Annotated in this window: 19 protein-coding genes; 1 reads left to right on the top strand and 18 read right to left on the bottom strand. The window is 58.3% G+C overall.

The window, feature by feature from the left end; translation table 11 throughout:
- Positions 1-22: 22 nt before the first annotated feature.
- The 11 genes from ACMQ11_RS03335 to dnaA form a co-directional block, all read right to left on the bottom strand.
- A complete protein-coding gene (locus ACMQ11_RS03335; protein WP_418991258.1) occupies positions 23-478 on the bottom strand; it encodes a helix-turn-helix domain-containing protein in 456 nt (151 codons plus the stop codon).
- 654 nt (positions 479-1,132) lie between these two features.
- On the bottom strand, positions 1,133-1,519 hold the full coding sequence (locus ACMQ11_RS03340) for an HIT family protein (RefSeq protein WP_418991260.1): 387 nt from the start codon (positions 1,517-1,519) through the stop codon (positions 1,133-1,135).
- A gap of 227 nt (positions 1,520-1,746) precedes the next feature.
- The gene (locus ACMQ11_RS03345; RefSeq protein WP_418991262.1) at positions 1,747-2,232 is read right to left on the bottom strand and encodes a hypothetical protein; all 486 of its coding nucleotides are present in this window, start codon (positions 2,230-2,232) and stop codon (positions 1,747-1,749) included.
- Between the two features lie 4 nt (positions 2,233-2,236).
- A complete protein-coding gene (locus ACMQ11_RS03350) occupies positions 2,237-4,456 on the bottom strand; it encodes a RelA/SpoT family protein (protein ID WP_418991264.1) in 2,220 nt (739 codons plus the stop codon).
- Between the two features lie 3 nt (positions 4,457-4,459).
- On the bottom strand, positions 4,460-5,473 hold the full coding sequence (gene recA, locus ACMQ11_RS03355) for a recombinase RecA (RefSeq protein ID WP_418991266.1): 1,014 nt from the start codon (positions 5,471-5,473) through the stop codon (positions 4,460-4,462).
- A gap of 36 nt (positions 5,474-5,509) precedes the next feature.
- Positions 5,510-5,956, bottom strand: a complete 447-nt coding sequence (locus ACMQ11_RS03360; protein WP_418991268.1) for a hypothetical protein — start codon at positions 5,954-5,956, stop codon at positions 5,510-5,512.
- 3 nt (positions 5,957-5,959) lie between these two features.
- Complete coding sequence (gene bcp, locus ACMQ11_RS03365) at positions 5,960-6,427, bottom strand: thioredoxin-dependent thiol peroxidase (protein ID WP_418991483.1); 468 nt, start codon at positions 6,425-6,427, stop codon at positions 5,960-5,962.
- An 83-nt stretch (positions 6,428-6,510) separates the two neighbouring features.
- Positions 6,511-6,723 (bottom strand): hypothetical protein, encoded by a 213-nt coding sequence (locus ACMQ11_RS03370; RefSeq protein WP_418991270.1) that lies wholly within the window; start codon positions 6,721-6,723, stop codon positions 6,511-6,513.
- 71 nt (positions 6,724-6,794) lie between these two features.
- Entirely contained in the window at positions 6,795-7,688 is an 894-nt protein-coding gene (locus ACMQ11_RS03375; RefSeq protein WP_418991272.1) for a helix-turn-helix transcriptional regulator, read from the bottom strand.
- A gap of 3 nt (positions 7,689-7,691) precedes the next feature.
- A complete protein-coding gene (locus ACMQ11_RS03380; protein WP_418991274.1) occupies positions 7,692-8,237 on the bottom strand; it encodes an STM3941 family protein in 546 nt (181 codons plus the stop codon).
- Between the two features lie 186 nt (positions 8,238-8,423).
- Positions 8,424-9,833, bottom strand: coding sequence for a chromosomal replication initiator protein DnaA (gene dnaA, locus ACMQ11_RS03385; RefSeq protein ID WP_418991276.1), 1,410 nt, complete (start codon positions 9,831-9,833; stop codon positions 8,424-8,426).
- A gap of 227 nt (positions 9,834-10,060) precedes the next feature.
- On the opposite strand from dnaA, the gene ACMQ11_RS03390 reads away from it, so the two are divergent.
- A complete protein-coding gene (locus tag ACMQ11_RS03390) occupies positions 10,061-11,803 on the top strand; it encodes a phospho-sugar mutase (RefSeq protein ID WP_418991277.1) in 1,743 nt (580 codons plus the stop codon).
- Positions 11,804-11,878: 75 nt separating this feature from the next.
- Here ACMQ11_RS03390 and ACMQ11_RS03395 read toward each other — a convergent pair whose 3' ends face one another.
- The 7 genes from ACMQ11_RS03395 to lepB form a co-directional block, all read right to left on the bottom strand.
- Positions 11,879-12,211: a nucleotide pyrophosphohydrolase gene (locus tag ACMQ11_RS03395; protein WP_418991279.1), complete on the bottom strand. Its 333-nt coding sequence runs from the start codon at positions 12,209-12,211 to the stop codon at positions 11,879-11,881.
- Complete coding sequence (locus ACMQ11_RS03400; RefSeq protein ID WP_418991280.1) at positions 12,212-12,859, bottom strand: O-methyltransferase; 648 nt, start codon at positions 12,857-12,859, stop codon at positions 12,212-12,214.
- 3 nt (positions 12,860-12,862) lie between these two features.
- Positions 12,863-13,456, bottom strand: coding sequence for a type 1 glutamine amidotransferase family protein (locus ACMQ11_RS03405; RefSeq protein ID WP_418991281.1), 594 nt, complete (start codon positions 13,454-13,456; stop codon positions 12,863-12,865).
- A gap of 3 nt (positions 13,457-13,459) precedes the next feature.
- A complete protein-coding gene (locus tag ACMQ11_RS03410) occupies positions 13,460-14,680 on the bottom strand; it encodes a M16 family metallopeptidase (protein ID WP_418991282.1) in 1,221 nt (406 codons plus the stop codon).
- A gap of 64 nt (positions 14,681-14,744) precedes the next feature.
- Positions 14,745-17,537, bottom strand: a complete 2,793-nt coding sequence (gene uvrA / locus ACMQ11_RS03415; RefSeq protein WP_418991283.1) for an excinuclease ABC subunit UvrA — start codon at positions 17,535-17,537, stop codon at positions 14,745-14,747.
- A 39-nt stretch (positions 17,538-17,576) separates the two neighbouring features.
- Positions 17,577-18,230 carry an IMPACT family protein gene (locus ACMQ11_RS03420; protein WP_418991284.1) on the bottom strand — a complete coding sequence of 218 codons (654 nt, stop codon included), beginning with the start codon at positions 18,228-18,230 and terminating at the stop codon, positions 17,577-17,579.
- 1 nt (position 18,231) lies between these two features.
- Positions 18,232-19,584 carry a signal peptidase I gene (gene lepB / locus ACMQ11_RS03425; protein WP_418991285.1) on the bottom strand — a complete coding sequence of 451 codons (1,353 nt, stop codon included), beginning with the start codon at positions 19,582-19,584 and terminating at the stop codon, positions 18,232-18,234.
- Positions 19,585-19,598: the final 14 nt, after the last annotated feature.

The following is a 19,598-nucleotide window of genomic DNA, read 5'->3' on the forward strand; positions in this document are numbered from 1 at the left end:
TGTGATAAAATCGGAAAAGGATTTAGCGCACAGTCGGCGTGAAACTCTCGAATGTCTGGTCGTCGTACAAAACGATGATGCGTTTGATATTCGATGCACCGGTCAGATTGGGTGGAAGAGATGACACTCCGAAACTTTCGGTTTGCGGAGTTGCATTTTTCGGAATCGAATTTTCATCCGCAGAGTCCGGGAGCACAGATCCGAAGAGATCCTTGCCAGCGGAAGAGTTCTGACCGGCAGCAGGTGCAATCGAATTGGTGTCGATTTGATTGCGATACATTTTATCGGAGTCGAGCAGCAGCCAGTCCGGATTGACCTGCGGAAACCTGCGAAGAATTTTCTGAAGCAGATCGAACCCCGGTTTATTGCGTCCGGCGAGTATATGTGAGATTCCCGCAGGATTGACCTCGAGCATTTCTGCGAACTGTGTTGGACGCAATCCTTCGCATTTCATCAAATCAAGCAATTTTTCCCTCATCGACGTAATTTTTTACAAATATAAATACTTTTCATTTGTAAAACAAGAGAAATCTACATTTGTAAAATGTTAATTGTTGTTGATAAAATTTACAAGTGTAAACAATAGAATATGGTTAAAAAGCGGCCTGTTCATTCATATCAACTTATCTTAAATATAAAGTAATGTAATCTTATGATAAACATAGTATAATACCTTTAATCATAGATTCGGAAGGCTCTACTATATTTCGAAGCATTAACTGACGATAAACTATTTCGCATGAATGTTATATAAATGATCTATTTTGTTGGTTTTTAATTTATTATGTTTGTATGTTTAACGCTTTAACTTATGCAAGAATCAAAAGATTTACGATATTTCCATCGAACCATTGCACTTTACAAATGTATAAATTTGTCTGTATTGGTCGCCTTGCGGTGATTACAAATGTGACTATATATTCAGCTTTACATTTGTGTGTGGTTTTACAAATGTAATAAATCTACCCTTTCACGACCTATGTGAGTCGATTTTCAGCTATTCCCAATCACTAATGAATGAATTTTTTAGCGGCAATTTATCTTCCATTCATTATGTTAAATGGAAAAGCGGATAGTGTTGACAATCCACTATCCGCTTCTATAACAGTTAATTATATTTGTGCAAAAGCTCTTATTCGGACAACTTGGCTGCAATGATTTCAAACTCTTCCGGGGATAATTTGAGCTTTTCCCGGTGAAAATCGACGTCTTTTTCGCTTTTGATGGGGATCAGATGGATGTGTGCATGGGGAATTTCCAGCCCTAATACGACGACTGCTACCCTTGCACAGTCTATTTCGCGTTTGATTTTCGCAGCTACCTGCTTGGCGAAAACCATCATCCCTGCCAGTGTGGAGTTGTCGAGGTCGAAAATGTAGTCCACTTCTTTTTTCGGTACGACCAGCGTGTGGCCTTTGGTCAGCGGATTGATGTCGAGAAATGCGTAGTAGTCCTCGTTTTCGGCTACTTTGTACGATGGGATCTCCCCTGCGATGATGCGTGAAAAAACAGTTGCCATATATTTTGGGTTTAAAATATTCGAATGTTTCGCGTCTGCCACCCCCTGCTACAAACCTCCTCTTACGATCGTGTTCCTTGAAGAGATTGACTGCTCGGGAGACACTGACATGCCGACTCCCCCATCCGATACCTCCATTCGAGCAGGAGGCGTTGCATTTCGAGGTTGCGGCGGATCATAGGCACTTGCCCGCCGGCGTGAACCATCGGTTGCTTATGACCGCAGTATCAACGATCTTCCTCGAACTTGGGTTTCAGGATTTCCGAGTAGATAATTGCTTGCCGCAGGTTGAACTCCTCGGACAAGGCCGTTGCTGCCGATTCGTGCGCATCGTTCGTCAGGGAGTTAGCGGCAATTTCATCCGTTTCGACCATCTGTGTGAACCGGTTGGCAGCCTGAGGCCTCGAATGCTTCGAGGCGGCGGTTTTCGGCTCCGTAAACTCGGGTGTATATTCCTGGGCGGGAATCTCCTCCAGAGTCACGTATTCGCCCGGGAAATCAGGTGTAACGGGCTGGTATTCGGAACGCATCGCATGTCCGGGAGCGGATTCGGGTGTCTGGAACGTGGATGAGGGCCAGGCCTCCTCCCGTTCGGGATGGCCCGACGGATGTTTGGCTGCTTTTCCGGCCCGTTTGCGGGCTTTGGTGACGCCGCTGTACACCATGGATGCCACGATGAGCAGTACCCATGTGATGGGAGCATAATCTTCCATAAGGTCAGTTCAGTGTTCGTTTGACGCTTTCGATACCTTTTATCTTGCGCAGCTTGTCCATCACGGCATGCAGGCTCTCGGCGTCCTTGACGTAGAGACTCAGGGTGCCTTCGAAGATACCGTCGTGGCTGTGGATGCTGATTTCGCGGATGTTGATGCTGAAATCGCCGCTGATGACCCGTGCCAGGTCCAGCAGAATGCCCATGCGGTCGATCCCTCGCAATTCGGCCGTTACCAGATAGGACATGGCCTTGTGTTGCGACCACTTGATCTCCTCCTTGACGATGTTGCGTCCGTATTGGGCTGCCAGGCGGTTCAGCTCGTCGCACGTGGCTTTGTGGACGATGATGTTGTGTGAGACGGGATCGCGGTAGCCGACCACTTTGTCGCCCGGAATGGGCTTGCAACACTCCGCGATTTCGAACTGCGGTTCGGCGGGCGGTGTCCCATCCCCTGCCGGTGCAATATCCCCCGCGGCCGCCTCGTCGCCCTCCTCGTCCTCCTTGTGCGGGATGAAAAGGGTCCAGAACTTGAGAATTTTGCTTTTCGAATTGACTTTGAGCACCTTTTCCAAATCGTCGAGCGAGACGATTCCCGCGCCGATCTTGCTGTACAGCTCCTCCTTGTTGGTGCTCTCGTAAACGGGCATGATCTTGCGCAATACGCGGCCGCTGAGCTTGATATTGAGCTGCTTCATCTTCTCGTCGAGCAGCTGCATTCCGCGCTCGATGTTGTTCTGACGCTCGCGTTTGAGGAAACTCTTGATCGACTGCTTGGCCTTTCCCGTGGTCACGACCTCGAGCCACTCGGGTTTGGGCCGCGCGTTGTCGGCCGTGATGATCTCGACCTGGTCGCCGCTGTTGATCTGCGTGGTGATCGGTTCGAGCTTGTGGTTGATCTTGGCGCTGATGGCGCTGTTGCCGATCTTGGAGTGGATGTCGTAGGCGAAATCGAGTGCGGTGGCTCCGTAGGGCAGTTTGCGGGGCTCGCCCTTGGGTGTAAACACTACGATTTCAGATGTGTACAGCGATAACTTAAAGTTGTCCAGAAAGTCCACCGCATTCTCCGTCGGGCTGTTCAACGCCGCTCGGATCTGCTTGAGCCAGCGGTCGAACTCGTCCTCGTCCTGCGAGATGGTGGCGTGTTTGTATTTCCAGTGCGCCGCGAATCCCCGCTCGGCGATGTCCTCCATGCGCTGCGTGCGGATCTGCACCTCCACCCATACCCCGTCGGGCCCCATCACGGTCGAGTGCAGCGCCTCGTACCCGTTGGCCTTGGGCATCGAAATCCAGTCCCGCAACCGGTCGGGTTTGGGGGTATAGATGTCGGTGATGGTGGAGTAAATCTGCCAGCATTGGGTCTTTTCCGAGGGAAACGGCAGGGGTTTGAAGACGATCCGGATGGCGAACAGGTCGTATATCTCCTCGAACGAAATCTGTTTGCGCTGCATCTTGCTCCAGATCGAGTAGACGCTCTTGACGCGGCCCGAAATCTCGTAGTTGAAATTGTCGCGGTTGAGCGCCGCGATGATCGGGGCGTTGAACTTGTCGATGAACTCCCGGCGCGAGGCTTCGCTCTCCTGGAGTTTCTGCGTGATCTCGGCGTACTGCTGCGGGAAGCGGTATTTCATGCAGAGGTCCTCCAACTCGCTCTTGATCGAGTAGAGCCCCAGCCGGTAAGCCAGCGGCGCGAAGAGGTAGATCGTCTCGCCCGTGATCTTGATTTGCTTGTTCATCGGCATGGCCCCCAACGTGCGCATGTTGTGAAGGCGGTCGGCGATCTTGATGAGTATCACCCGCACGTCGTCCGAGAGCGTGAGCAGCACCTTGCGGAAATATTCGGCCTGCTCCGAGGTATCGGCGTTGAACACGCCCGACATTTTCGTCAGTCCGTCCACCATCGAAGCGATCTTCTGCCCGAAGATGCGCTCCATGTCCTCGACGGTGTACTCAGTGTCCTCCACCACGTCGTGCAGCAGCGCTGCCACGACCGATTTCACGCCCAGACCGATCTCCTCGATGACGATCTTGGCTACTGCAATAGGATGCAGGAGGTATGGCTCGCCGGAGCGGCGCCGTACCCCCTGATGGGCCTCTTTGGCCAGGAAAAATGCCCGTTTGATGAAATTCCAGTCCTCGTCGTTCTTGCAAATCTTGGTACACGACAGCAGGAGATCATCCCATTTTTCCTTAATGATTACCTCATCCTCGGCAGTATAATCCATACCTTACTGTTTAGGGTTCTTCATGGCCTCGCGGACCTTGGCCTCGATCTCGGCGGCCAGCGCTTCGTCCTTTTTCAGCAGTTCCTTGACCGCGTCGCGGCCCTGGCCGATCTTGCGGTCGCCGTACGAGAACCACGATCCGGCTTTTTTGAGCACGCCGTAATCCACACCCAGGTCAATAATCTCGCCGATCTTCGAAATTCCCTCGCCGAACATGATGTCGAACTCCGCACGCTTGAACGGCGGCGCCACCTTGTTCTTCACCACCTTGACCTTGGTCCGGGTGCCCAGCTGGTCCTCGCCGTCCTTGATGACCGACATGCGGCGGATGTCGATGCGCACCGAAGCGTAGAATTTCAGCGCGTTGCCGCCCGTGGTGGTCTCGGGGTTGCCGTATACCACGCCGATCTTGTCGCGCAGCTGGTTGATGAAGATGCAGACGGTCTTGGTTTTCGAGATGCTCGACGTGAGTTTGCGCAGCGCCTGCGACATGAGCCGCGCCTGCAACCCCATCTTCGATTCGCCCATGTCGCCCTCGATCTCGGCCTTGGGTGTGAGGGCCGCTACCGAGTCGATGACGATGATGTCGATGGCGCTCGACCGGATCAGCGAGTCGGCGATTTCGAGCGCCTGCTCGCCGTTGTCGGGCTGCGAGATCAGCAGATTGTCCACGTCCACGCCCAGCTTCTGGGCGTAGAAACTGTCGAATGCGTGCTCGGCGTCGATGAACGCCGCGATGCCGCCGGCCTTCTGCGCTTCGGCGATGGCGTGAATCGCCAGCGTGGTTTTACCCGACGATTCGGGGCCGTAAATCTCGACCACGCGCCCTTTGGGGTAGCCGCCCACGCCGAGGGCCATGTCCAGGGTGATCGACCCCGTCGGAATCACCGGCACGTCGTTGACCTCCGTGCTGTTCATCCGCATGATCGACCCCTTGCCGAAATCCTTTTCTATCTTTTCCATCACCGCGTTCAAGACCTTGAGCTTGTCCGGGTTTGCCTGTGCTTTTTCTGCCATTTTTTTATGTGCTTGTTTATTATCTCTATTTTTCGTTCATTTTCCGCCCCGCATTTTGTCCAGGGCCTTTTGCTGTTCGGTCCGCTTGTCCGCCCGCATGTCGCGCGGCAGCGGAAAACGGATGATCCTCGCGTCCAGTTCCCGATCCGGATACGGGCTCCTGTTTCCCGGCGGGGTATTGCCGATTTGCAGGCGCCACAACCCGTCGTTCCGGTCGGCCTCCGCCTGGCTGCGTGCCGCGGGGTACTCCCCGACCGACTGCCGGGCCCGCTGCTCCATCAGACTGCGGATCTGCCTCCGTTCCCGCTGGATCGGATCGAGCCACTCCTTGAGCCAACCCGTCGGGAAGCGGGCGGGCGGCCCGACGAGCAGCTCCCACGCCGCCGAATCCGCCTTGGCGCGCAACCTCCTGTCCTCCTGTGCCTGGAGCGGGATGGTTGCCAGCGAGCAGAGTGCGAGCAGTATGAGTTGCGTGCGGCGCATCGGTTACTCTTTTTTGTATGCCTCCACGATCTGCTGGTAGTGGTTCTTCGTGTCCACCTTGTCGAATATCTTTTCGATGCGTCCCTCGGCGTCCAGCACGAACGTTGTGCGTACGATACCCATGTATTTGCGGCCGTACATCGATTTTTCGGCCCATACCCCGAACGCCTCCGCTACCGAGTGGTCGGTGTCCGCAAGGAGCGTGAAATTCAACTCGTGCTTCGAGCAGAAATTGTGGTGCGACCGCTCGCTGTCGGGGCTGACGCCCACGATCCGGAACCCCATCCGCGCCAGTTCGGCCTTGCCGTCCCTGAGGCTCTTGGCTTCGAGCGTGCAGCCCGAGGTGTTGTCCTTGGGGTAGAAATAGAGGATCGTGCGCTGTCCCCTGAGGTCGGCGAGCGTCAGCGGTTCGCCCTCCTGGGTCGTGGATCGGAAATCGGGGGCCTCATCCCCGGGCTGTAACTTGGTCATGTCGTTCGAAAAGGTGTATTTGTCTTTCAAAGTTATAAAAATTCCGCGTAAATCCATGCGTTCGTGCCCGATTTTTTTGGGCTTCAGTCCCACACGTAGGTCACCTCGACCTGCTCGTTGAACTCCTGCTGCGTGGCGTTGAGTCTCTTTCGGCACGCCGGGCAGCGGATGGCCGTCTCGGTTTCGACGTATTCGCCGCACCCCACGCATAGCGGCATGACGCCGTAACCGGGCTGCATGTAGTGTTCGAACTGCGCTCCGCAGTGCTTGCACCGGATTTTGTAAGCTGTTCCCATGATCGTATCTTTTAGGTTTATGGTACAAAGGAACGGCACTTTTGTGTCAACTTATGACACAGGATAGAAAATTATGCGAATTTTTGCAGGTATTGCGTCAGATGGGTTTTCAATTCGGGTGCATCGACGATGCGAATGTCGTCCAGCAGCCCGACCACGAAGCGCCCCACGCCGGCCATTCCGGCCACCTCGGTATCCAGCAGCCAGCGGCCGTCGCCGAGCGCTGCGAGGTCGCGTTCGGCCAGCGGGTACTCTTCGCACAGCAGGTTGTAGGCCAGCATGCCGAGCTGCAGCTGCACGCGGAAACGCCGCTCGCCGTGCATGCGGAAGGCGTCGATAAACCCCTCGCGGTGTTCCGCCGCGTACTGCCACTCCTCCTCGGCAAGCGTTACCGACGCGATGCGCGAGGTCTTGAAGAGTTTGCACACCCCGTCCCCGGGGTCGTAGCACCACACCTGCACGTAGTTGGTCGTGAAGGCGAATGGCTCTACCCTGCGGTCGCGGACCTTGGCGCCGTGGGCCGACTGGTATCCGTGAAGGATGGCCTGGCGGTGCTGTTCGATGGCCTCGATCAGCGTGCGGATATTGGGTGCATTTTTGCCCCGGACCACCGTGTCGGCCAGTGTCTTGCTGTCGTACACGGAGTAGAGTTTGCGTTTGAGGTTCTGCTTCAAGAGGTTCGTGTCGTCGATATTTTCGATGGCGCTCTTGAGGATCACGGCCTCCTCCTCGGTGAAATGGACCAGCTGCGTGATGTCGCGGAAATGGGGCGACTCCTTGTCCAGGCGGATGCAGTCGCCCGTTTTCTTGATGACGAACCCCGCTTCACGGAACGTGTCGATGTAGCGGTAGACCGTGCGGCGCGACATGTCGAGCCGCTCGGCCAACTGGTCGATGCTGTATGTGGTGTTGGCCGTCAAGAGCTTCATCAGCCTGAGAAGCCGTTCCAGTTTGGGTTGATCCATGCGTTATAGTCTGCCTTCCGTCTCCGACGCCGGCGATCCGTATTTCTCAAGGTACGCGACCAGGGTTGTTACCAGTTCGTCGGGGTCGCAGCGAAGTGAATTAGTACTGATGCTGTATGGCGAACCGTCATACAGGGTATTGAGTTTCATTACGCTGCGCCACAGCGGGTTGTGCTCGCGTGCGATGCGCGGCGCGGGCGTGCGCAACTGCGGGATGACGAAATGCTGCCCTTTGATGTATCGCTCTGTGAAACCGACTATTTCGGTCCATTGAATCTGTGTCTGCTCCTCTCTTCCGGGGTGACGGAGGGTCATCGCTTCCGGCGTGAGAATCAGCGCCGTGCTGTCGCGCACCATGCGCGGTAGGTTGACGAGTCCCAAGAGAAACGTCCCTCCGAAGAAGAGGATGCACGGCACCGAAACGAGCCATATCGTCACGCTGTCGGGGCGTAGCACGAGGAGCCGTATGCCGACGGCCACGAAAGCCGGAGCGGCCACCAACAGCAGCAGCGCCAGCCTCACGACCCGGTAATGGTAGACCTTTCGCATGGCGCAAAGATACGAAAAAGCCGCGACAATCGTGTCGCGGCCGCCTGTTTGTCGTGCGGTATGCGGCCCTTGCGGGCAAACGCTTGTTTTTTCCCTGGCCTTATGGCTCTGTTGCTCCGCCTTTTTCTCTTCCGCGGTCCCTGCCCCGCCCGTGGCTTCGGCCTTTGGGGTCTTCTTGCTCCCTCACTATTGAGCGAGCACTTTCTTCTCGATCTCCTCGACCTGACGGCGGAACGCCTTGTCGGTTTCCATCAGGTTCGACACGGCCTTGCACGAATGGAGCACCGTGGCGTGGTTGCGGCCGCCGATGGCCGCGCCGATGGTCGTGAGCGGCGCCTTGGTGTGCTGCTTTGCCAGATACATGGCGATCTGCCGCGCCTGGGCGATTTCGCGCGTGCGCTCGGTGGAGTTGAAGCGTGCGAAATCCAGATTGAGGTATTCGCAAACCACCTCGATGATGTGGTCCAGGGTGATCTCTTTCTGGTAGAGCTTCACATAGACCTTGAGAATCTCCTTGGCCAGCGACGTGGTGATCTTGCGACCGAGGAACGACGCGTTGGCCACCAGCGACGAGATGGCGCCCTCTATTTCGCGCACGTTGGCCGAGATGTTGTCCGCCAGGTAAGCCACCACCTCGTCCGAGATCTGCGCACCGAGCTTCTGCGCTTTGGCGCGGATGATCTTGACTTTCGTTTCGTAGTCCGGCTGGTTGATCTGCGCAGACAAACCCCACTTGAAACGGGTCAGCAGCCGCTGCTCGATGTCCTTGAGCTCCACGGGCGGCTTGTCCGAGGTGAGGATCAACTGCTTCCCGGCCAGTTGCAGGTGGTTGAAGATGTTGAAAAATGCGTTCTGCGTACCGGTCTTTCCCGTCAGTTCCTGAATATCGTCGATAATCAGTACGTCGATCATCTGGTAGAAATGGATGAAATCGGGAATTTCGCCGTTCTTGTAAGCCGTCTGGAACTGCGCCTGAAATTTGTTCATCGAGACGTAGAGCACCTGCAACTCGGGATGCCGCTGGCGCACCTCGTGGCCCACCGACTGCACGATGTGCGTCTTGCCCAACCCCGAGTCACCATATATATATAGGGGGTTGAACGGGTTGTTTCCCGGATTCACTGCCACGGACATGCCCGCCGAGCGCGCCAGCCGGTTGCATTCGCCCTCGATGAAAGTGGCGAACGTGAGGCCCGGATTGAGCTGCGGGTCGATAATTATCTTCTTGAGTCCCGGAATGACAAAGGGATTCTTTATATTTGCGGTGTTGGTCTGCGTGTTGAACCGCGAGATGGCCGTCGTATCGGCGTCCGCCGCCACGGGGACCGGGGCTGCGGAGCGGGGTACGGCATAGTGCAGACGGGTCTGCTGTCCGTAGAGTTGCGAAATGATGGGTCTCAGGAACGGAATGTAATTCTTCTCGATCTGGCGGACATAACTCTCGTTGGGAACCCGCAGGCGCAGCGTCGTGCCGTCGAATTCAAGCGGTACGATGGGCTGGAACCATTTCTCGAACTCCTCGGCGGAGGTCTCGGCCTTGATGCGGTCAAGGCAGTTCTGCCACATATCGCTATATGTCTGCGCGTTGTTCAACATGACGGGGGTTGCACTGTTTTTGATGAGACAAAGTTGTGAATAATTTCGCAAAAAGATTCTCGGAAATCTGTTGCAATTATCCTTTTTTTATATATAGAAAAACAACGGTTTCCAGAGGCTCATTTTTAACTCCCTGATATTGAATTATCGAATTTTATTTCTTATATTTGCATATAAAATTTTTGGGATACTCTAAAATCATACTATAAATAAAACCAATAAAACTTATGGCAAACGAATTGGAACAAATGGTTCTCGCCAAGGCGCAAACCTGGCTCGACGGCCACTACGACGAACAGACCAAACAGCAGGTCAAGTATCTGATGCAGAACGACATGAAAGAGCTGGTCGAGAGTTTCTACAAGGACCTCGAATTCGGTACGGGCGGCCTGCGGGGCATTATGGGCGCGGGCTCGAACCGCATGAATGTCTACACCGTGGGGGCCGCCACGCAGGGCCTTGCCAACTACCTGAAGAAGAATTTCGAGGGGGAGCAAATCCGCGTTGCGATCGGCCACGACAGCCGCAACAATTCGCGCATGTTCGCCGAGCGCGTGGCCGACATTTTCGCCTCCAACGGCTTCACCGTTTTCCTCTTCGATGCGCTGCGTCCCACCCCCGAGTTGAGTTTCGCCATCCGCGAGTTGAAATGCCACTCGGGCGTCGTGGTCACCGCTTCGCACAACCCCAAGGAGTACAACGGTTACAAGGCCTACTGGACCGACGGCGCGCAGGTCACCGAGCCGCACGACAAGAACATCATCGCCGAGGTGGCCAAGATCACCGACGTCGACATGATCCTCACGGGCCGCAATGCGGAGAACATCACCATCCTCGACGAGCGGTTCGACGAGATCTATCTGAACAGGGTGCACGAACTGTCGCTCTCGCCCGAGTGTGTGCGCAAACACCGCGACATGAAGATCGTCTATACGCCCATCCACGGCTCGGGCGTACGGCTGGTTCCGGAGTCGCTCCGAAAATTCGGCTTCACCAACGTGATGCTCGTTCCCGAGCAGGCCGTTGTCGACGGCAATTTCCCCACCGTCGAATCGCCCAACCCCGAGGAGCGCAAAACCATGTCGATGGCGATCGACCTGGCGGCCCGCGAGGGCGCCGACCTGGTGCTGGCCACCGACCCCGACGCCGACCGCATCGGCGTGGCCCTGCGCAACAAGAAAGGCGAATACGTGCTTTTGAACGGTAACCAGACCCTGGTGCTGCTGATGAGCTACCAGCTCACGCGCTGGGCTGAACTCGGGAAATTGGACGGCAAGGAGTACGTCGTCAAGACCATCGTCACCTCGCAGATGGCCAATGCCGTGGCGGACCATTTCAAGGTCAAGTGTTACGACTGCCTAACGGGCTTCAAGTACATCGCCAAGATCATCCGCGAAAACGAGGGAAAGACCAAGTATATCGGCGGCGGCGAAGAGTCGTTCGGCTACCTGGCGGGTGACTACGTGCGCGACAAGGACGCCGTCTCGGCCTGCTCGCTGGCGGCCGAAGCCGCCGCGTGGGCCATGGACACGATGGGGCTGACGCTCTTCGAGTGGTTGCAGGAGCTCTACGTGAAATACGGTTTCTACCGCGAGGGGCTCGTCTCGGTGGTCCGCAAGGGCAAGGAGGGCGCCGAGCTGATCCAGAAGATGATGGTCGATTTCCGCGCCAATCCGCCCAAGACGATTCTCGGATCGCCCGTGGTGAAGATCAACGACTACCTGACGCTCGAAACTACCTGTGTCGCAACGGGCGCCAAAACGCCGATCGAGCAGGACAAGAGCAACGTGTTGCAGTGGTTCACCGAGGACGGCACGCTGGTTTCGGTCCGTCCGTCGGGTACCGAACCCAAGATCAAGTTCTATTTCGGGGTCAAGGCTCCGCTGGCTTCGGTGGCCGACTACGACCGCGTGCTCGCCGAACTGGACGCCAAGATCGAAGGCATCAAGAAAGACCTCAAACTCGAGTAGGGACTACCCTTTTCCGCAAAACGGGCGGTGTGTGCGCACACACCGCCCGTTTTGCATAATTTGATTGCGCCGCCCTTACCTCAGTTTGCTGTTGTTGCGGTGGCGATCCCGGTCGCGGGCGGTTTTCTTGGCGAAATTGGCTTCGAGAGCCGCCGTAAGGTCCACTCCGGTCTGGTTTGCCAGACAAACGAGCACCCACATGACATCGGCCATTTCGTCTGCCAGGTCCTGCAATTCGCACTTTTCGCCCTCCTTGAACGACTGGTCGCCATATCTCCGCGCCATGATGCGGGCCAACTCCCCCACCTCCTCGGTCAGGCAGGCCATGTTCGTCAGTTCCGAAAAATAGCGCACGCCGTACTCCCGGACCCAGGCGTCTACCTTTTGCTGCAACTCTTTTATTTCCATCTATTTAATGTAAATCAGATTCAATCCGTCCCTGAGCGGCACAAGGACGTTTACGACTCGCTCGTCTTCGACCACCATGCGGTTAAACTCCACGAGTGCCTGCGTGTGCCGGTCGTTGTGCGCGACGGGTTCCGCGACTTTTCCCGACCAGAGCACATTGTCTGCAATGAGTACGGAACCGTTCTTAACCAATGCTTTGCCTCCGTCGTCACCCATCAGCATCCGGTAATAGGCGGGATATTCGCGCTTGTCGCCGTCGATGAAGACCAGGTCGTACACCGCGCCCAGCGTCGGCGCCACCGCGAGTGCCGAGCCGATATGCAGGCGGATTTTGCACCCGTGGGGGCTGCGGTCGAAGAACGACTGCGCCGTCTCCTCCAGTTCGTCGTCCACCTCGATGGTGTCGAGCACGGCGTCCTCCGCGAGCCCGGCGGCCATCGAGAGCGCCGAATAACCGGTGAACGTGCCGATTTCGAGCACGCGCCGCGGCCGCTGCATCCGCACGAGCATCTCCAGCAGCCGGCCCTGGAGGTGGCCCGAAAGCATGCGCGGCGCCACGGTCCGCTGGTGGGTCAGGCGGTCGAGTTCGCCCAGAAGCGCCTCCTCGGGCGAGGTGTGTGCGTGTATGTATCGTTCGAGCGGGTCCATGAACTACTCCTTGCAGAAACCCTGTTTGTTGAAAGCGTACGAAGCGGCGACGGCCTCCGGGGTGTCGGCTTCGAGGGCGAGGAGGCACTCGCGGGTGAATTCGAGGTAACCCGTGCCGTTGGCCGTCACCCAAAGGCCGTCGCGCACGGCCTGCCGCTCCTCGTAGAGCCGTTCGCCGGTGTATGCCGCACCGCCCCATGCCCGGAGCATGTCGAGTGTATTGCCCGTGTGGCGGCGGTCGTTGAGATACCCGTGTGCCGCCAGAAACGACACGGCGTTGCAGATGGCACCCACGAGGATGCTGCGTCGGAGCGCCTCTTCGACGAGCGGCACGACGGCGGCGGCCTGGGGTGTCTGCCAGCTCATCCCGCCCACGAGGATCAGCCCCGCGCAGTCGGCGGGCAGCTGCTCGAGGCCGCAGTCGGGCTGCACCCGAAGGCCGCCGATCGAACGGACCGGGCGGCCGTCGGGAGCGGCGAACGTCACACGGTATTTTCCGGGGTGGCCCGGCATGACGCCCTCGCGCAGGGCCGGAGCCAGAAAGGCGGCTTCCCAGTCGGCGAAGCGGTCGAGCAGAACGAATTGTACGGTTTTCATAGGTTATTTGTAGATTAGACGGGAAAGGTCCGAAAAGGTTTCGGCGGCCACCTCCATCAGGTCCGAGGCCGTGAGCGAACGGACCTTGGCGTAGACCTCCTGCATGGTGTCCATGCCGTCGTGGGTCACGAGGCTCTTGCCTGCGCCGAGCATGTAGCTCTCGTTGCTTTCGCCCGAAATGGCCAGTTGGGCGATAAACTGTTTTTTGGCCATCGAGAGCCGCCGGGCCGAGAGCGGTGCGGTGCGCAGCCGATCCAACTGGGCTTCGATCAGTGAGATGCACTCTTCGGCATGGCCGTGGTCGGAACTGAAATAGATCGTCACGATGCCCGTTTCGGCGTAGGGCGTGTAGCTGGCTTCGATGTTGTACGTCAGGCCGTGCTTCTCGCGCACCTCGACGTTGAGCAGCGAATTGGCGCACGGACCGCCCAGGATGTTCGTCACCAGCGCCAGCGGCAGGCGGCGCTCGTCCTGAATACCGCAGGCGCGCCCGCCGAGGATGCAGTGCGTCTGGTGGGTATGGCGCGATACCGTCTTGTCGAAACGGGCGCCCGGGCCCGGCGCTACCCTTTCGTAGCCCCGCGCGGAGGCCGGATGATCGGCGAAACAGCGCATGGCCACCGCCTCGGCTGTCCGGGCCGAGAAATTGCCGATCGACGAGAAGACCATCTGGTCGGTAGTGTGCGTGCGCGAAATGAACGACCGGATGGCCCGGCCGTCGTAGCGCATCAGTGCGGCCTTGCGTCCCAGGATGTTGTGGCCCAGTTCGGAACCCGCGAACAGCAGGTCCTCGAACGTGTCGTAGATCATCTCGGAGGGCGAATCCTTGTAGGTGTTGATCTCGTCGACGATGACCTCCTTTTCGCGCTCCAGCTCCCGCTCGGGAAAGGTCGAGCGGAAAGCGATGTCGGCGATCAGCTCGGCGGCCTTGCGAAAGTCGCCTCGCAGCGTGGTGGCATGGATGGTGGTGTCCTCCTTGGTGGTAAAGGCGTTCAGCTCGCCGCCCAGGTTCTCCAGCCGGCAGTTGACCTGCCAGGCGCGCCGCCGCGCGGTGCCCTTGAAAAAGGCGTGCTCGGTAAAGTGAGCCAGCCCGTATTCGTCGGGGTGTTCGTCCCGGCTGCCCGCGCCGATCACCAGCGCGCAGTGGGCCACGGAGCCTTTTACCTGGCGGTGGACGCCGCGGATGCCGTTGGGCAGGACATATGTGGAAAATTCAGAATTCATATTCACAATTCATAATTTGTAGTTTCGAATAATCCATATCTGTTATATAATCGTGAATTTTGAATTATGAATTTTGAATTATTTTGGAGCGCTGCTTCAAAAACCGCCCCGTGTAGCTCTCCGGACATTTCTCCAGTTCGCGGGGCGTCCCCTCGAAGACGACTCTTCCTCCTCCGGTGCCCGCCTCGGGACCGAGGTCCACGACCCAGTCGGCGCACTTGATGACGTCCATGTTGTGCTCGACGATGACGATGGTGTGGCCCCGCTCGATCAGGGCGTCGAATGCCGCCAGGAGTTTCGAAATATCGTGGAAATGGAGCCCCGTCGTGGGTTCGTCGAAGATGAACAGCACGCCGCCGTCGGCGCTGTCCTTGGTCAGGAACGAGGCCAGTTTCACGCGCTGGCTCTCGCCGCCCGAGAGCGTCGAGGAGGATTGCCCCAACTTGACGTAGCCCAGTCCCACGTCCTGCAACGGTTTGAGCCGTTCGACGATACGGCGGCAGGTCGTGTTCTTTTTGTCCTCGCCGAAGAATGCCACGGCGTCGTCCACGGTCATCTCCAGCACGTCGAAGATCGACTTGTCGCGGTATTTGACCTCCAGCACCTCGTCGCGGAAACGCTTGCCTCCGCACGCTTCGCAGACCAGTTCGACGTCTGCCATGAACTGCATCGAGACCTTGATGACCCCCTCGCCCTGGCACTCTTCGCAGCGGCCGCCGGCGATGTTGAACGAGAACGACGAAGCCCCCAGACCCGTGTGCTTTGCGTAGGGCTGGTCGGCGTAAAGACGCCTGATCTCGTCGTAGGCCTTGATATAGGTCACGGGGTTCGAGCGCGAGGACTTGCCGATGGGGTTCTGATCGACCATCTCGACCGAGCGGAGCAGCTTCACGTCGCCCTCGATGCCGTCGAAATCGCCCGGCTTGGCGCCCGTGTCGAAAAGCATGCGCCTCAGCGCCGGATAGAGGATGCCCTTGGCAAGCGATGACTTGCCCGAGCCGCTCACGCCCGTGATGCAGGTCATCACGCCGAGCGGAATCCGCACGTCGATATTCCGGAGGTTGTTTTCGCGGGCGCCCCGGATCGTGATCGCATGGGACCAGCCCCGCTCCGACGGGGGCGGCGCGATGGTCCGCCGCCCGGTGAGGTAGTCGGCCGTGAGGCTCTTTTTGCATTTCAGCAGCGCGGGGATCGTGCCGCTGAAAACCACCTCGCCGCCGTGGTAACCCGCCTTGGGACCGATGTCGACGATCCAGTCGGCGGCGCGGATCACCTCCTCCTCGTGTTCGACGACGATGACCGTATTGCCCAAGTCGCGCAGCTGGTCGAGCACCTTGATAAGGCGGTTCGTGTCGCGCGGATGAAGCCCGATCGAGGGTTCGTCGAGGATGTAGAGCGAGCCGGTGAGGTTGCTTCCGAGCGACGTGGAGAGGTTGATGCGCTGGCTCTCGCCGCCCGAGAGGGTCGACGAGAGGCGGTCGAGCGTGAGGTAGCCCAGCCCCACGTCCGAGAGGTATTGCAACCGGTTGCGAATCTCGACCAGGATGCGGGCGGCGGTTTTCGCGTCGTGCTCGTCGAGTTGGAGGGAGTTGAAGAACGGGATCAGTTCGTCGACGGGCAGGGTGACCAGCTCGCCGATGTGTTTCCCGCCCACGCGGACATAGAGCGCCTCTTTTCTCAGGCGGGCGCCCCCGCACTCGGGACAGACGGTTTTGCCCGTGTAGCGGGCTTTCATCACGCGGAACTGGATCTTGTGCCGTTCGCGGTCGATGTAGGAGAAAAAGTCGTCCAGCCCGTCGAACCACTCGTTGCCCGTCCACAGCAGGCGCTTCTGGGCCGCGGTGAGCGCATGGAACGGCGTGTGGATCGGAAAGTCGAATTTCGAGGCGTTCTCCACCAGTTGCTCTTTCCAGCGGCGCATGGTCTCTCCGCGCCAGCAGGCGATGGCGTCTTCGTAGATGGTCCGGCTCTTGTCGGGAATCACCAAATCCTCGTCGATGCCGATCACCTTGCCGTAGCCCTCGCAGCGGGGACAGGCGCCCAGCGGGTTGTTGAAGCTGAAGAGGTGTTCCGATAGCGGTTCGAACTCGATACCGTCCGCCTCGAAGCGCGAGGAGAACTCCGCCGTGCCCGCGTCGGTGATGACCTCGCAGAGGCCGTTGCCGTAGGAGAAAGCCCGCGCCACGGAGTCGCGGATGCGGGTCTGCGTGTCGTCGTCATGCGACACGCGCAGGCGGTCGACGACCACGCGGATGGTTTCGGGGTCGGTGTCGGGCCCCAGACCGGGCAGCACGTCCTCGATGAGCTGCGTGCGCCCGTCCATGTAGACCCGCATCAGGCCGTCGGAGAGGAGCAGCGTCAGCTTTTCGATAAGTCCCTGACCGGGTGCGAGCAGGAGCGGCGCGGCGATCACCGCACGGCTGTCGTCGCCCAGGCCGAGGATGTAGGCCGCCACGTCGTCCACGCTGTAACAGAGCACCTCCTGCCCCGAAACGGGTGAAAAGGTGCGCCCGATGCGGGCGAAGAGCAGCTTGAGGTAGTCGTATATTTCGGTCGTGGTGCCGACGGTCGAACGGGGGTTGCGTGTGTTGACCTTTTGTTCGATGGCGATTGCGGGGGCGATGCCCGAGATGATGTCCACGTCGGGCTTGTTGATCTTCCCCAGAAACTGGCGCGCATAGGCCGAAAGGCTCTCCACATAGCGGCGCTGCCCCTCGGCGAAGATGGTGTCGAAAGCCAACGTCGATTTTCCCGAGCCCGAAAGCCCTGTGATGACGACCAGTTTGTCGTGCGGAATCTCGACCTCGATGTTGCGGAGGTTGTGGACCCGCGCGCCTTTTATATAGATGGAATTCATAATTCAGAATTCATAATTCACAATTAACTAATATTTTCACTAAAGAGTCAGGGCAATTCGGCATTCATCCAAATTATGAATTTTGAATTTTGAATTGTCCTCTTCGACGCTCCCGCCCGCTTTTTTCAGCTTTTCGATCAGGACGCCGGCGCGGCTCTCGCGGATCGAGAGTTCGATCGTGCAGAGGTTGTCGAACCGCTGGGTGCGGATCACGGGCTGCTCCTCCTTGAGGACGCGCATGATGCCGTTCATGGCCACATAGGGAAAGTCGACCCGCATGAAGCGGTCTACCGTGCGCTCCACGATCCGTGCCGCTGCGATGGCCTCGGCGGCCGCCTCGCGGTAGGCGGCGATCAGACCGGGAACTCCCAGTTTCGTGCCGCCGAAATAGCGGACCACGACTACCAGGCAATCCGTTAGTTCGTTGGACAGCAGCTGTCCGAGAATCGGCTTTCCGGCCGTGCCTGCGGGCTCTCCGTCGTCGCTCGAGCGGAACCGTTCGCCCCGGGGACCCAGCCGCCAGGCGTAGCAGTGGTGCGTGGCATCGAAATAGCGCTTGCGCAGCGTATCGAGAATCGCGCGTATCTCCTCCTCGGAGGAGACAGGGTGGATGTAGGAGCGGAATTTGCTGCTCCGCTCCCGCGATACCGCCTCGGCAGGCGCTTCGATCGTCAGAAAACTGTCGCTGTCCACCCTACTGCACTTTCCGGAAAAGACGCTCCCAGCGGATGTTGTCGGGGAACTTTTTGGATGCGTCGAGCGACAGCCACACGAACGACGCCTTGCCGACGATGTGGTCCTCGGGAACGAAGCCCCAGAAACGCGAGTCGGCCGAGTTGTGACGGTTGTCGCCCATCATCCAGTAGTAGTCCATTCCGAACGTGTACTCGGTGGCTGGTGCGCCGTCGATGAGAATTTCATCCCCGCGAACCTCCAGCGTGTGTCCCTCGTAGGTCTCGATGATGCGGCGGTAGAGGGGCAGGTTCCCGACGGTAAGCGGTACGGCGGCGCCCTTTTTCGGTACCCAGATCGGACCGTAGTTATCCTGGCTCCAGCGCGCGTCGTCCCATTGCGGGAAGACGTCGGTGTTGGGCGCGAAGATGTAGCGGCGCAGGGAGACGACGTTCTCCAGCTTTTCGAGCCGGGCCGCGGCCTCGTCCGTGGCGCGCAACTCGTAGGCCGTGCCGTTGCCGCTGTATTCGGTGATGCCCAGGTTGTCCAGGGCGTACTGCGTGAGCGGCCGGGAGGTCTGCACAAGGTAGGTGTGCTGCAAGCCCTGGATGGGCTCCTGGGGCGCACCGTTGACCAGTACCTGCCCGTTGCGCACCTCGAGCGTATCGCCCGGGATGGCCACGCAGCGCTTGATGTAATTTTCGCGCTTGTCCACCGGACGGCTGATGACGGTGTATTTCTCGGCCAGCCGTTTGCGGCCCTCCCCTTTGCCGAACGACTCCTCGTAGCCGCGCAGCACGTCGTAGTAGGTGACGGCCTGGTTCTGGAGCAGCACCGTGTCGCCCGCCGGGAAATTGAATACGACCACATCGTTGCGGCGGATCTTGCGCAGCCCTTTCAGCCGGTGGTAGGGCCACTTGACCGCTTCGGAGAACGACTTGCGGGTCTCCGAAAAGGGCATGGTGTGGTGGACGAACGGGAACGAGAGCGGCGTGTTGGGCATTTGGGGCCCGTAGGTCACCTTGCTCACGTAGAGGTAATCCCCCACCAGCAGCGATTTCTCCATCGACGAGGTGGGGATGACGTACATCTGGAAGACGAAGATGTGGACCAGCGAGGCCACGACTGTGGCGAAGACGATGGCGTTGACCCACTCGTAGACCGTCTTGTAGCTCTTGCTCCGCTGGCACATGCGGACGTTGTGGCGCCAGACATAGCGGTAGAAGAGCCGCGAAATGTAGAGGTCGTAGAGGATCGGAATGCCCAGCAGCAGCCAGAGATTGCCCGTCCAGACGACGAACCAGAGGGTGTAGAGGATCGTGGCGAGCGCGAAGCCCACCCACCGGTTGCGTAAAAACGTTTTTATCTTATTCATCGGTCTGAATTCGA

It is taken from the genome of Alistipes sp. (genome assembly GCF_048465575.1).
In the GTDB taxonomy this organism is placed as follows: Bacteria; Bacteroidota; Bacteroidia; order Bacteroidales; family Rikenellaceae; genus Alistipes.